This is a genomic window from Pseudomonas sp. UBA6753 (genome assembly GCF_002453565.1).
Taxonomy (GTDB): Bacteria; Pseudomonadota; Gammaproteobacteria; order Pseudomonadales; family Pseudomonadaceae; genus Aquipseudomonas; species Aquipseudomonas putida_Z.
Genome location: NZ_DKHD01000014.1, coordinates 44,891 through 58,967, shown reverse-complemented (window position 1 = coordinate 58,967; position 14,077 = coordinate 44,891). Strand labels below are relative to the sequence as shown.

10 protein-coding genes are annotated in these 14,077 nt (G+C 63.5%); 7 read left to right on the top strand and 3 right to left on the bottom strand.

Annotated elements, in window-relative coordinates; genetic code table 11:
* Positions 1–17: 17 nt before the first annotated feature.
* The 3 genes from B2790_RS06450 to B2790_RS06440 form a co-directional block, all read right to left on the bottom strand.
* Positions 18–4,529 (bottom strand): NEL-type E3 ubiquitin ligase domain-containing protein, encoded by a 4,512-nt coding sequence (locus B2790_RS06450; RefSeq protein WP_286918480.1) that lies wholly within the window; start codon positions 4,527–4,529, stop codon positions 18–20.
* 81 nt (positions 4,530–4,610) lie between these two features.
* On the bottom strand, positions 4,611–6,971 hold the full coding sequence (locus tag B2790_RS06445) for a DNA polymerase II (RefSeq protein ID WP_286918479.1): 2,361 nt from the start codon (positions 6,969–6,971) through the stop codon (positions 4,611–4,613).
* A gap of 502 nt (positions 6,972–7,473) precedes the next feature.
* Positions 7,474–8,394: a LysR substrate-binding domain-containing protein gene (locus B2790_RS06440; protein WP_024086656.1), complete on the bottom strand. Its 921-nt coding sequence runs from the start codon at positions 8,392–8,394 to the stop codon at positions 7,474–7,476.
* A gap of 159 nt (positions 8,395–8,553) precedes the next feature.
* On the opposite strand from B2790_RS06440, the gene B2790_RS06435 reads away from it, so the two are divergent.
* The 7 genes from B2790_RS06435 (at position 8,554) to B2790_RS06405 (ending at position 14,057) form a co-directional block, all read left to right on the top strand.
* Complete coding sequence (locus B2790_RS06435; protein WP_025338492.1) at positions 8,554–9,342, top strand: YqcI/YcgG family protein; 789 nt, start codon at positions 8,554–8,556, stop codon at positions 9,340–9,342.
* Positions 9,343–9,344: 2 nt separating this feature from the next.
* Positions 9,345–9,971 carry a LysE family translocator gene (locus B2790_RS06430; protein WP_137163498.1) on the top strand — a complete coding sequence of 209 codons (627 nt, stop codon included), beginning with the start codon at positions 9,345–9,347 and terminating at the stop codon, positions 9,969–9,971.
* Positions 9,972–10,010: 39 nt separating this feature from the next.
* Entirely contained in the window at positions 10,011–11,093 is a 1,083-nt protein-coding gene (locus tag B2790_RS06425; RefSeq protein WP_137163497.1) for a hypothetical protein, read from the top strand.
* Positions 11,094–11,231: 138 nt separating this feature from the next.
* Entirely contained in the window at positions 11,232–11,927 is a 696-nt protein-coding gene (locus B2790_RS06420; RefSeq protein WP_286101417.1) for a sel1 repeat family protein, read from the top strand.
* Positions 11,928–12,223: 296 nt separating this feature from the next.
* The gene (locus tag B2790_RS06415) at positions 12,224–12,916 is read left to right on the top strand and encodes an AzlC family ABC transporter permease (protein WP_025338488.1); all 693 of its coding nucleotides are present in this window, start codon (positions 12,224–12,226) and stop codon (positions 12,914–12,916) included.
* The gene (locus tag B2790_RS06410; protein WP_046615691.1) at positions 12,913–13,227 is read left to right on the top strand and encodes an AzlD domain-containing protein; all 315 of its coding nucleotides are present in this window, start codon (positions 12,913–12,915) and stop codon (positions 13,225–13,227) included. The genes B2790_RS06415 and B2790_RS06410 overlap by 4 nt, the downstream gene beginning before the upstream one ends.
* Complete coding sequence (locus B2790_RS06405; RefSeq protein WP_075044642.1) at positions 13,224–14,057, top strand: AraC family transcriptional regulator; 834 nt, start codon at positions 13,224–13,226, stop codon at positions 14,055–14,057. The genes B2790_RS06410 and B2790_RS06405 overlap by 4 nt, the downstream gene beginning before the upstream one ends.
* Positions 14,058–14,077 lie beyond the last annotated feature (20 nt).

Here is a 14,077-nt window from a genome sequence, read left to right as displayed (position 1 = left end):
AGTCCAATGCGCCCTTGTCATACCCACCGTCGCAGAGCCTCGTTGGTCAGTTGGAGTTCGGTTTGTTCCGTCCACTCATTGACCTGCGCCTGCAACCTTTCGGAGGACTTTGCATCAGCATCTTCCGCCAACTGGTCGTAAAAACGCTGCGGCACTTCCAGTTCGCGTACATAACGTCGCTCGAGATAATTTTTCCAGAACGGTTGCTGGGCCATCCACACCGGCAGCGATCCAGGCTCGTTAAGTCTTACCTGCTCAGCGGCGCGCATGACCGAAGCGTCATCCAGGTGCGGGATCGCGGGGTGGAGCATGCTTCGCGCGTTGTCAAGCAGGTCCAGCCTCTCGCGCAAGCGGATCGAGTAGGCAAGCACCCACTCGATGGACTCGCTCGCCCAACCAGCAGCCTCAGCCTCGCGCAAAGCGATGAAGTCAAGTTCCCTTTGCCTCCACAACTGCCGCGCCAGTTTCACCAGGACTTGTTCCTTGTTGCCAGAAGGGGCAGCCTGCTCGGCTTCCCACACATAGTATCGAATTTCAAGCTGCTGGAAGACAACCGTGGCATTGTCGGGGCAGTTCTCAACCAGTGCAAAGGGGAAAATTTCATTGGCCAGTGCTGGAGAGTTGTCCACCTTTTCCATCATGGTCAGAACGCGTGAGGCCAGCAATTCCCCATATCGAGGATGGGTGAAGTCTCGCGAGCGCGTGAGCTGTTTCAGCAGTCGCATGAAGTTCGTCACTCCATCCATTTGCTCGATACTGCTCCACAGGATACCCAGAATTTCGCGCCTATCGTCTTGCAGGCGGTTCAGGGGGTCCAGGGGGTGCAGGCGGTCCATCCACATAAACTTTTGAGGAACTGAACTATCCTCCGGAATTTTCCAGGCCGCCTGCGCATCTTCAGCCTGTTGCAGAAGCACAGAATTGCCTGACAGCGCCACGTAACCGTGTCGCCACAACGTGGACAGGATGAAGTTAGGGGGCAACAGAGAGATGGAATTGTGGGAAGCATCGAGCATGTACAACGTCTGACAATCCGTGATGCCCTCTGGCAGCAATACCAACCCGGCATTGCGCAGACGCAGTTCGGCCAACTGGCTCATCCCCGCCACAGAAAAGGTCATGTTCAAGCGGTTGTCCGAAAGGTTCAGGTAACGTAACCGGCTGCAGAGCCCAAGCGCTCGAGCCTGGGGTTCGTCCAGTGAGATGCGATTGCTGGACAAGTCGAGTATGCGCAGGTCATTGAGCAACGACAGGCTCTCTGGTAGACGTCGCAATTGGTTGTAACTCAGTTCCAGCGAGGTCAGATTGGGGAATGAAAGCAGGAATTGCTCTGGCACTTCTTTCAGCAACAGGCTACGCAGGGAAAGTTCGGTAATATGCGGGAAGCTGAAGAGTGGGCCCAATTCAGGCAATGAGCACAGGTCGCGCGGTTCGTAATGCCACACCAAAGCCGGACGTTCATCTTCAGGTGCAACTAGACCGGGTACCCGTTCCCGCCAGCATTGCATGAGTGCTTTGCGAAACCGCTTGCGCTCGGTTCGTTCGCCGACCAGCAACCCTCGCCGCTCCCAGCTTTTCAGGTGCTCGCTCAAACGGCGGGCCTGCTCTTCGAGCACACCGAGCTGGGTGTCGGTATCATGTCCCAAAACATGCAAGTTGGTCAGCCAGGCTTCGATCTGCTCGTCACTGTACGCTGGGTAAAGGTCGCGCAGACGCGCCTCGAACGCCCGGGGTCGGGACGCAGGCCGGGCAAAGCGTCCCTGGCTGCCGCCCAGCGGGTAGCCGACCCTGCCATCCTCCAGGCGCAGTGGCGCCAGCATCCATGGCTGTCGAGGGTTTTTGCCCAACACCTGGGCCAGTACTTTGGTGTGGCCGGGCATTTGCCGGGCCAACACTGCTCTCAAACCCGAGGCGTAGGGTTCAGTGATACCGAGTGCAGCATGATCGGCCGGGGCAAACGCAGCCGCCAAGGTCTCGAACAGCTCGCCGGGGCCGCGCAGCTCGATGCCTAGCGCATCTTCAAGCTCGAACTGCCCGTTGTCATGCAAAAGCCTGTAGTTCTGCCCGTCGCCAGCAGTAGTCATTATCGGCTGCGGGCTATCACCATCGTACAGCCGCCAGCGCGGCCTGGCCTCCCTGACATCCAGAGTCTCCAGCAGCGTCAGCGCGACCTTGGCCTGGTCCAGGGTCTGGGGCGTCTCGATGAACAGCGCCTCGCAGGCACGCGCAACACGTATGCGCAGTACGCTCAGCCTGGCCCTTTCGACCAGCCGAAACGGCACCGTGCCGCTGACCAGTGCCTGAAACTCCGCACCTTCTGCCGAAAGCTCACCCACAAGCTCGCGCGCCGCTCGGCGATGCAGGCTCGGGAATGCCTTGCGCAAGGTTGCCACCGCCGCATCGTCTGGCTCCTGCTGCCCGTCATACACCTGTTGAAACAGCTGGCGCCGCTTTGCCGAGACCTGCGCCGCCAATGCTGGCCCGCCCTGCTCGGTGACGCCAGGCAAGGCGCGGGCCTTCGCCAGCAACGGCGCGTCCTCCGGCACCCGCCCAAGCTTCAGATCGTCCAGCAGGGTTTGCAGCCGGCGGTCGATCAGCAGGCGCTCTACGGTATCGACCAGCTCGGCCTCAGGCGGCCGGCCGTACACATGCAGCGCCCGAAGATGGTCTGCATCCAGGGCATGGACGGCCATGGCCTGGTCAATCTGTTCATCATCCAGGCGAGCGAAACGCTCACCAAGGCGACGGAACATCCGGTGCTTGTCTGTCCAGCTGGCCGGTTGCTCGGTCCATAGCCGCCAGGCACCGGCGTCATTGTGACGCAACAAAGGCCCATGACCATCTCGTGGTGCCAGTTGCCACTCTTCATCTGCGCGCTGGACGATTTCATAGTTGTGGCCGTCCATGGTCATCCAGCTTCTGTCCTGCGCACGGTAGATGCCCATTTCATCGGCCACTTCCCCAGCGGGAAGTGCAGCGCTGCGAAACGGCACCAGGTCTCCATTCCAGAGCTTCTCGCTGCCGTCTTCCAGGCGCGCTGGCACCCACTGGTCCAATGCGGCCCAGGCCCGGCTCGCTTCCCGCCATACCACAGCGGTTACACCGATCACGGCCAGATCTTTGGTCACGCTGAGCACATGCTCCATTGCGGCGCTGGTATCGCCCTCGCGCCAGTCTTCCACGGCCTGGAACAACTCGCCCAGCAGGTCCCAGACCATTACCGCCAGCAGCAGTGCATTGAGTGCGGGGACAAACACGCCCGCCACGGTGGCCAGTGTCCAACCCTCGGCAACCAACCTTTGTTGATGGGCTTCCTGGGCCTTGCGATCCAGTTCTGACACCGGCGTGGCAATCAGCGCAGCATCGTCCTTGATATGGGCAATGCGCTCGTCGGCAAGGTGGGCGAACAAGGGTAGCGGGTAGTCCCGTATGTGCTGGTCCATTTCCCGGGTTGCCCAATCGGCGACGCTCACCAGATCCTTGGCAACCCTGGAGAAGAACTGCTGGCTGTCGCGCCGGCGTACGAAGCGTTTGAAGAAATCCTGATAGCGCTTGTCTCGCAGACGCTTGCCCAAGACCTTACGGGTGAAGCTTTCCAGGTCGCGGCTTGCGGTCCAGGGACCGTGGGGGTCATCGGGAATGTAGACAAGGATCTTGCGGCTGACTTTGTCATGAAATAGATCGAGTATCACGATCTGTTGCAAATCGCAGCCGAACGCCTTGAGTTGCCGGGCCACCACTTTCGACTCGTACAACGTGCCAGGTCTGCCGTGCTTGCATAGCTCTAGCACCAGGTCCAGTTCGGCAGCACTCAGGACTCCATCACCTTTAGCCTTGCAGGCATCGATCAGCATGACCGAGCTGTAAAGCTGGGCAAGTGTCGAAGCCATGCTGCGCCAGCCGCTTGCCTGGCTGCTCGGCGCTTTGAGCACGCTGTCCAGGTGCTGTTGATAGCGCTTGCCCAGATCCAGCTGGCGGCACAAGCGTGCGAAGGCTGGTGCGGTTGGTGAGGCGAGCCGTCGCGACAGGCTGTCGACGATGCAGTTGTCCTTGTGCTGTTCGTTCCGCCCCTCGCCGGGCGTGAAGTTGTCCAGTGCCGCCTCGATCAGCGGTACGTCGAAATAGTCCTTTTCCAAAACCGGATAGCGCCCCCACACGGTGCCCTGGCTGGGAGCGGTGTAGGTGTACCAGCGCCTGAAATACAGGCCATCGACATTTTCCCTGGTGCCGAATTCTTCCTGCATGGCGTTTTGCAGCAGCGGCTTGACGAAACGGTCGATGCCCTGGATGCGCGCAAGCTCCTTTTCCAGCCACTGTCGACAGTCCAGGCTGTCTTTCAACGCCTCGCGCAATGCAGCATGCTGCGATTCATATAGACCGTTGGCCGGGATGTTCTGCTCGGTCGGCGAGACGATACGCAGCCGGCGAATCCATCTGGGCAGTCGCTTGACGATGAGGTTGTCCTGATAGGCCTGCTCCATGGCCAGCGTATCGGCGGTTGGCGGTTGTTCCTTGCTGGGTGTAGTCACGTTGTTGCGCCTCGGGCTGATCAAAAGGCCCGACACTAGACGCAGGCTTGCCAAGCGATTAGCTAGATAGCTACCACCTCTTCAGAACAGCGCCAGCTGCTGGCCGGTCAACCCTTCGAAACTGTCGCCAACGAAAGGCAGGATGGCATCGGCCACCGGCTGCAGCTGCCGCGTCAGGTAATGCTCGTAGTCCACCGGCGCTTGCAGGTTTTCCAGGGGTTCTGGGCCCGCCAGGGTGATCAGATAGCTGATCCAGCCGCCGCGCTGGTATTGCAACGGGCGGCCAAGGCGGCGGTTGTAGTCATCGGCCAGCCGGGCCGCACGCACGTGCGGTGGCACATTGCGCTGGTAATCGGCTAGCGGCCGGCGCAAACGCTTGCGGTACACCATCAGCTCATTGAGCTCGCCCGCCAGGGTGCGCCGTACATAATCGCGCACATACGCCTGGTAAGGCTCCCCGCGGAATATCCGGCCATAAAGCTCCTGCTGGAACTCCCGGGCCAGCGGCGACCAGTCGGTACGCACCGACTCCAGGCCCTTGTAGACCATCTGCTCGCTGCCATCGGCCCGCTGCACCAGCCCGGCGTAGCGCTTCTTGCTGCCTTCGTCCGTGCCGCGGATGGTGGGCATCAGGAAGCGCCGGTAATGCACCTCGAACTGCAGCTCCAGCGCGCTTTCCAGGTTCATCTGCTCGCGCAGGTGTTCGCGCCACCACTGGTTGACCTGGGCTACCAGCTCGCGGCCGATACGTGCTGCAGCCTCCTCGCCGTGGGCGCCCTTTAGCCAGACGAAGGTGGAGTCGGTATCGCCGTAGATCACCTCGTAGCCCCTGGCTTCGATCAGCGCGCGGGTCTGGCGCATGATCTGGTGCCCGCGCATGGTGATCGACGAAGCCAGGCGCGGGTCGAAGAAGCGGCAGCCGCTCGAGCCCAGCACCCCGTAGAAGGCATTCATGATGATCTTCAGCGCTTGCGACAGCGGCGCGTTGCCCTCGCGCTTGGCTGCTTCCCGGCCCTGCCATACCCGCTCGACGATAGCCGGCAGGCAATGCTCGCTACGGGAAAAACGCCCCCCGCGGAAGCCTTCCACCGAGTGTTCATCGTCGGGCAGGCGCAAGCCTTCGACCAGCCCCACCGGGTCGATCAGGAAGGTACGTATGATCGACGGGTACAGGCTCTTGTAGTCCAGCACCAACACCGAGTCGTACAGGCCCGGGCGCGAATCCATGACGAAGCCACCGGGGCTGGCTTCGTCGGGGCGGCTGCCGAGGTTGGGGGCGACAAAGCCCAGGCGGTGCATCTGCGGGATGTACAAGTGGCAGAACGCGGCCACCGAACCACCGCTGCGGTCCACCGCAAGGCCGGTGACCGAAGACCGCTCCAGCAGGAATTCGAGCAGGCGGGTGTGGGCAAAGATGCGCGTCACCAGCTCGCAATCCTTGAGGTTGTAGCGCGCCAACGCCGGCTTGTCCTCGGCGAAGCGGCGGTTGATTTCATCCATGCGCTGGTACGGCGTGTCGATGGCCTTGCCTTCTCCGAGCAAGGTCTGGGCGACACTTTCGAGGCTGAACGACGGGAAGCTCCAGGTCGCCGAGCGCAGCGCCTCGATGCCGTCGATCAGCAGCCGCCCCGGGGCATCGGCGAACACGTGGCCACCACCGGCATGGCTGCGCAAGGTCATCGGCGCGCCATTGCGCCCCAGTGCCAGCGGTACCTGCAGCAGCTTGGCGTGCTCGTGCAGCAGGCGCAGGTCGAACTGGATCAGGTTCCAGCCGATGATTGCATCCGGGTCGTGCTCGGCCATCCACTGGTTGAGGCAGGCCAGGATGTCGGCGCGGTCGGCGCAGTAGTGCAGGTCGAAGTCCAGGCCATCAGCCGTGCCGTTGGCCGGCCCGAGCATGTACACCTGGCGCTGGCCACAGCCTTCCAGGGCAATGCTGTACAGCTCGCCCCGCTCGCTGGTCTCGATGTCCAGCGACACCAGGCGCAGCGGCGGGCGATAACCCGGCAGGGGCTTGAGCTGGGCATCGCAGAGCACGCCTTGGGCATCCGGTTGGCCGGTGAACTGCACCGGGGCGGTGATGAAGCGCTCCATCAGGTAGCGCTCGGGCGGGCGAATATCGGCTTCAAACACCTCGATACCGGCCGTGCGCAGGCGTTGCTCCAGCTGCATCAGTTGCCGGTGCTGGCGGCAGTACAGGCCCAGCACCGGGCGCTGGTCAAAGTCCTTCAGCTGCAGCGGCCGCAACTCGACACCGGCTTCGTTGGCCAGCAGCACCCGCGCGTGTGCTTCCTGCGCCTGGGGGATGAATGCCACCGATACCTGTGGCGCCAGGCGCAGCTGCCGTGGCCCCTGGTCGGTGGCCAGCCAGAATTCCACGCAGGTGCCTTCGGGCGTGTCATGCCAATGTCGGGTCAGGACAAAGCCCTGCTGCAACTCCACCGCGTCGACCTCTGAATCGTTTGTTGTGCTGATTGCGGCGATTCTACCGCTGACGCACCGTCGCAGCGCATTTTTGTAGGAGAACGTCCAACCCATGGGGGTGCGCTGGCGCGCAGGTAACACCAATTGGCAAACGCGATGCGGCCCCTGTGGGAGCGGGCATGCCCGCGAAGAATGCGACTCGATGGATGGCACCGGCTGCGCCGGTGTTCGCGGGCACGCCCGCTCCCACAGAGACCCTGCTAAATCAATCAGTTATGTGCAGTTATATGAGAGAACGTCCAGCCTTTTGGGTGCGCTGGCGCGCAGGTAACACCAATTGGCAAACGCGACGCGGCCACTGTGGGAGCGGGCATGCCCGCGAAGAATCCGACTCGATGGATGGCACCGGCTGCGCCGGTGTTCGCGGGCACGCCCGCTCCCACAGAGACCCTGCTAAATCAATCAGTTACTTGCAATTCCCTAAGGCGCTCCACCGCCGGGCGTTTGCTCGAACGCATATTCAACCGTACAGGTAATTGATGTCCTTGCAGGCCAGCGGTGGCACCTGGCCAAGCAGGAACTCGCGCAGCTTGTGCATCTGCCGCGCCTTGGGGCTGGCCTTGAGCCAGGTCATGTAATAGCCGTCGCCGGTGGCCACCGCGTGCTTGAACGGCGTGACCAGGCGCCCGGCCAACAGGTCGGCGCTGGCCAGCACCAGGTCGACCACCGAAATACCCAGGCCTTGCTGTGCGGCCGAGATGCCCTGGTCGAGGGTATCGAACACTTGCCCGTGATCGATGCTGATGTCCAGCGCATCCATGCGAGCCAGCCAGCGCCGCCAGTCTCGTCGGTCAGGGGACGGGTGCAGGAATTCGCACTGGGCCAGGTCGGCAAGGTCCGGTTGTGCCTGGGCCATGTAGTCCGGGTGGCACACCGGGATCAGCCATTCATCGAACAGCTTGAAACTCTCGATATCGGCGGGAAAACGCCCGTTGGCCAGGAGGATCGCACAGTCGTAGGGCTCGGAATAGAAGTCCACGCTGTCGATGTCCATCCACACGCTGGACAGCTGCACGCTGCAGTTGTCCTCGGTCTTCTTGAACGCATCCAGCGCCCGCAGCAGCCAGCGCACGGTGAGCGTGGACGGTGCCTTCAGACGCAGGCCGTAGCGGTCCTGACGCAGCAGGGCGCAGGCATTTTCGATGATCTTGAAGCCAACCTTGAGTTCCTGCGCCAGCAGGCGGCCGTGCTCGGTCAGGGCCAGCTTCGGCCCGCGGCGTTCGAACAGGTCGCAGCCGAACATGGCTTCGAGGGTCTTGATGTGGTGGCTGACGGCGCCCTGGGTCAGGGCCAGCTCTTCCGCAGCACGGGTAAATGAGCCATAGCGAGAGGCTACCTCGAAGGCACGCAACGCGTGCAAAGCCTGAATCCGTTCCGACATGGCGACGCCCCGAGCATGAGTAAGACTAATAGTAGGTCATAGTTCCACGCGTTTTACAACGCCAAGGACGTCTCGGAAAATGCAGGTAAATAATAAACATAACCAAGATCCTGCCTGCATGTGACTTGAACGTTCATCAAATTTACGCCTGGGGAAATCATGTCGACGGGTTATGGAACTTGCTATCGCCTGGATGCGCTAGAGCTGGCCGCTGACCATGTGCGCAACGCGCGACATTGGACCTACAAAGCCGTAGAACATTTTCGCAGTGTCCTCGCCAACCCCGAGTTCCCCTGCCTGTTCGGCCGCAAGGCGGTAAACGGCGCAACCTGCCACATCCTCTTCGCCCGCGCCGGGCAGCTGGCCGATGACATCGCCATGGGCCTGGCCGACTACGTGCGCACCGTCACACCTATCCCACCCAAGCAGCGTATCGGCAGCCCACTGGTGGTGTTTCTCGAAACTGCCGCCGACTACACCCTGGCCGAGCAACAGGCACTGGCCTGGAAGGTGTTGCGTGGCGTGCACGCGCGCGACCCGCATCCCTGGCCGCAGGGCATCCCGACCGACCCCGACGACAACGCCTGGTCGTTCTGCTTTGCCGGCATGCCGCTGTTCATCAACATGAACTTCCCCGGCCACCAGCAGATGAAAAGCCGCAACCTGGGGCCACACATCACCTTCGTCATCAACCCGCGGGCGAATTTCGACGAAGTGGCCAACGTCAACACCGAAAGCGGCCATCGTATCCGCGAACGCATCCGCGAGCGCGTGCACCACTACAACGACGGCGTCATGCCCGACACCCTTGGCTTCTTCGGCGATGCCGACAACTACGAGTGGAAGCAGTACCAACTGCAGGAGGCAGGGTCGCTCAACCCGTCCCGCTGCCCGTTCCACGCCCATGCCGTACAGCCGGCAACACCCGACATACTGATCGAGACCTGACCGTGAATACCGCACTCACCGCTACCTACGCCCTAACTGTCCTGCTACTGATCGCCACCCCCGGCCCGGTTGTGGCACTGATCGTCAACACCGCGGCCGCCTCCGGCTCACGCAAGGCCATGTTCACGGCTGTGGGCACCAACTGGGCATCACTGGTGCTGATCGGCGCGGCGGCCTGGATCATCCTCACCAGCGCCGCCATCGACAAGGCCTGGCTCAGCGCCATGAGCCTGCTGGGTTGCCTGTTCATCGGCTACATTGCCGTCGGCACGCTGCGGGACGCCCTGCAGGCGCCGGCAGCCGAGGCACCGAGCGAGCTAGCCAAGCCTGGCCGCGGCGGGCTGCTGCAAGGTTTCATGGTGGGCATTTCCAACCCGAAGGACATCATCTTCTTCATCGCCTTCTTCCCGCAGTTCATCCAGATCACCGAGTCGTTCGGCAAGAGCATGGTGGTGCTGTCGATGCTGTGGGTAGCCATCGATTTTGCCGTGCTCAGCCTGTACATCTTCGCCATCGGCAAGATCGCCTCGCAGCGCAGCAACCGCATGATCAGCCTGGCCTCGGGGGTCGCCCTGCTGCTGATCGCCGCCGGCGGCCTGCTGTACAACGTCAAGGAGCTGGCGGCCTGAACGTGATGCAAGGTGCCCGCTGCAACAGAAGGAGACCCCATGACCGCGACTGACACGACCCCGTCGCCTTCGCCGTTGCAACAGGACTACCAGCGCTTTCTGCTGCTGGGCAGCCGGCGTGCCCCGCACACCGTGCATGTGCACGAAACCGGCTACCGCTCCGGCACCATCAACACCGATGCACTGGGCCTGCGCTACAGCCATTGCGCCGGCAAGCGCTTTTCGGCAGCCGAGCGCGGTGGTGCGTCACGCATCAACCTGCTGGTCGGCGGCTCCACCGCCCTGGGCATCGGTGCCAGCTCCGACGAACACACGGTGGCCTCGCACCTGTCAATGCTGACTGGCGAAGTCTGGCTGAGCCTGGCTGGCTGCGGGCTCAATGCCAGCCAGGAGCTGCTGATGTTCCTGACCCACCAGCACCGCCTTGGCCAGCTCGGCCATGTGGTGGTGCTCAGCGGCCTCAACACCCTGGCCCACGAAGCCCTCTGCGAAGTCCTCGCCAGCCTGAGCGACCCGCGGCACGCCAAGGCCTACCAGGATTTTCTCAACAGTTTCAGCGAAGGCGTGCAGCCCACGGCGGCGCCCCGCCGGCAATCGCTGTGGCGGCGCATCGGCCAGGCGTTGGCCACGCCCTCGGTCGCAACACCTGCCACCTGGCCGCTGTCACCCCCGGAAAAGCGCCTGGCCCGTGCCGCCGACAGCATTGGCCGGACCTTGCGCCAATGGGACCGGCTGCTGGCAGACAGCCATTCCACCCTGACCTTCATCCTGCAGCCGTTGCTACCCTGGTGCCGGGATAGCCTGCCCGCTGGCGAGCAGGCCATGCTGGACGCGCTGCAGCGGCGACCGGCGAATTTCGACCGGCTGCTGGACGGCGCGTTCGACAGCCAGTTGCACTCGGCCTTCTTCCGTCGCATCAAGAGCCAGGCCGACCCGGTGCCCTGCTATGACATGAACTGCATGCTCAGCAGCTCGCCGGTGTTCGGCGCCGACCTGTTCATCGACCGCCTGCACCTGAACGACCTGGGCAACAATGCCCTGGCCAAGGTCATTACCGCCAAGCTTGGCCTGGCCCAGGAAAAACATGCCCAGCGCAAGGTCACGCCGATCAAGCTCGTCTGACAGTTGCCAGGTGGTCTTCCGGCCAGGCCCCTTGGGTGGCTAGAATAGGCCGTCGTTCCGATCTGCCCGAGGCGCACGCTTGACCGCCATGAACATCGAAGCCATCCATCAGTACCTGGCACCCCATGGGGCTTGCCTGTGAGCCGCATGCTTCGCTTGCCCCCACTGCTGATCGCCCTGATGCCGCTGGCCGCGCACGCGCTGGAAGTGCGCATCGACCCTCATGCCGACCTGCTCTACCGCCAGGCCTTGCCCCTGCTGGAGCAGGCCGACAGCCAGGACGACGGCGCCAGCACGCTGCGCACGGCCATCGGCGGCGACCCGGAGCTCAGCCGCCAGGGCCAGGCCATGGCCCACACCCTGCCGACAGCCGTCGCCTTGCTGAAAAAGTCCGTGGAGCTGGGCCACCCGGTCGCACAGTACCGCCTGGCGCTGTACTACATGACCTACCTGCCCGCCGCGCAAATCCCGGATGCCGCCTGCCCGCTGCTCGAAGCCAGCCTCAGACAGGGCTTTGCCGCACCGGCGCCGGCCATCGCCACCTGGTGCCCGTCCTATAACGTCAGCAGCGAGTACCGTACTGCGCTGGAGGCCATCCCCAACATGGCCACCGTGTATGCGCCCTACTACCCGCAACCGGCCACGCGCCTGGCCTGCAACCGCAACCGGCCACAAGGCCTGGAAATGCAGTGGGGGCGCCAGCGTGACTACCAGGCCGAGGTATACCGCCTGCTCGGCGACCTCGACCCGCAGCATCGCCAGAGCCTGCTGCAGAAGGCTGTGGATACCAACGGCTGCGTGACAGCGCAGCAGCACCTGACCAGCCGTCCCTGACCATCAGCAGTCGCGATCCTTTGTGGGAGATGGCCCAGCCTTTGGGCTGCGCTGGCGCGTAGAGAACTCAATTCGCAAGCGCGACGCGGCCTGTGTGGGAGCGGGCGTGCCCGCGAAGCATCCAACGCGGTGCATGGCACCGGCTGCGCCGGTGTTCGCGGGCATGCCCGCTCCCACAGCCTTGAAATTTTGAGCAAGACAGTTGCCCCCACAAGGTGGAGACCAGCAAGATCGTTCAAGCCATCCCCCGCCCCGTCTGGCATGCTGGCCTGCCACGTACACGCACTGCAGCCACCATGCCCCACATCGCCCGCCAAGCCTTTCTCCACGGCGCCATCGCCATTCTACCGTTGTCCCTGGCCGTCGCCCCCTGGGGCCTGCTGGCCGGTTCCATGGCCATCGAGGCCAACCTCAGCGCCTGGGAGGGGCAAGGGCTGTCGGCCATCGTCTTCGCCGGTGCCGCGCAACTGGTGGCGATCGGCATGCTCAAGGGCGGCGCCAACCTGGCGTCGATCCTGCTGACCACCCTGCTGCTGACCTCGCAGCACCTGCTGTATGGCCTGACGATGCGCCCGGTGCTGTCCAGCCAGCCGCTGCGCTGGCGGCTGGGCCTGGGCTTCCTGCTCACTGACGAGTTCTTCGCCCTGACCAGCCAGTACGACCAGCAGCAGTTCAACCGCTGGTACGCCCTGGGCGTGGGCCTGACCTTCTACGTCGCCTGGAACCTGTTCACCCTGGCCGGCATCCTGCTGGGGCAGAACATTCCGCACCTGGACCAGCTCGGCCTGGACTTTTCCATTGTCGCCACCTTCGTCGCCCTGATCGCGCCGCTGGTGCGCAACCTGGCCACGCTGGTGTGCGTGGCGGTGTCGCTGTTCTGTTCGGTGCTGTTCAGCTACTGGCACTGGGAAACCGCCCTGGTGGCCGCAGGCCTGCTGGGCATGAGCGCCGGTTTCGTCTGCCAGAAATTCACCGGAGCCCGCGCATGACCTGGGTCCTGATTCTTGCCATGGGCGCCATCGTGTTCCTCAACCGCTATGCGTTCCTGGAGCCGCGCCTGCCCTTGCGCCTGAGCTCCAACGCCCGGCAGTTCCTCGGCTTTGCCGTGCCGGGCATGCTCACCGCAATCTGCGGCCCGATCATCTTCATGCCCGAGCACCAGTTGAACCTGAGCCTGCTCAACCCTTACCTGCTGGGTTCGCTGGTGGCCATCGCCCTGGTGCTGTTGACCCGCAGCGTGTTGCTGAGCATGCTGGTGAGCATGTTGATCTTCTTCCTCCTGCGCAGCTGGCTGGCATGAGCACGCCCGTGCGCGAGCAGACACACCTCTGGCAGGCGCCGGCACTGGGCGACGTCGAGATGCTGCACGCGCGCTATTTCCAGCAGCGTTTCGCCCCGCATGTGCATGAAGGCTATGTGTTCACCGTGATCGAGTCGGGCGCCCAGCGCTTCTGGCATCGCGGCAGCGAGCACCTGGCGCCGGTCGGCAGCATGGTGCTGATCAACCCCGACGAACTGCACACCGGGGCCACCGCCCACGAAGCGGGCTGGCGCTACCGAGGGTTCTACCCGGAACATGAACGGGTAACCGGGGTGCTCGACGAACTGGAACTGGGCCGCCACGGCATGCCCAGCTTCAAGGACAGCGTGATCCACGACCCGGCCCTGGCGCTTGCCTTCAGCCAGTTGCACCAGCTGTCCGAAGCCGGCGCCAGCGCCCTGCAGCAGCAGACCGCCTGGCGCCAGGCGGTGCTGGCCCTGGTGCAACGGCACGGGCAATGCGCCGAACCAGCCGCCCCTGGCCACGAACCGCTGGCTGTGGCCCGCGCCCGTGAGCTGCTGGAAAGCCAACTGGCCGACCCGCCCTCGCTCGAGGCCCTGGCGGCGGCGGTCAACCTGTCACCATTCCATTTCGCCCGGGTGTTCCGCCAGGCCACCGGCCTGCCGCCACATGCCTGGTTGAAGCAGCGGCGCCTGGCCCGTGCGCGGGAAATGCTCAAGCGTGGCTGGGCTGCCTCGGAAGTGGCGTTCGACCTGGGCTTTGCCGACCAGAGCCATTTGAGCCGGCAGTTCAAGCAGGCCTACGGGGTAACGCCAGGGGCTTATCGCAGCGCCTGCCTGCAGGGCTGAGCTGCGACAGCCGGCCTCAG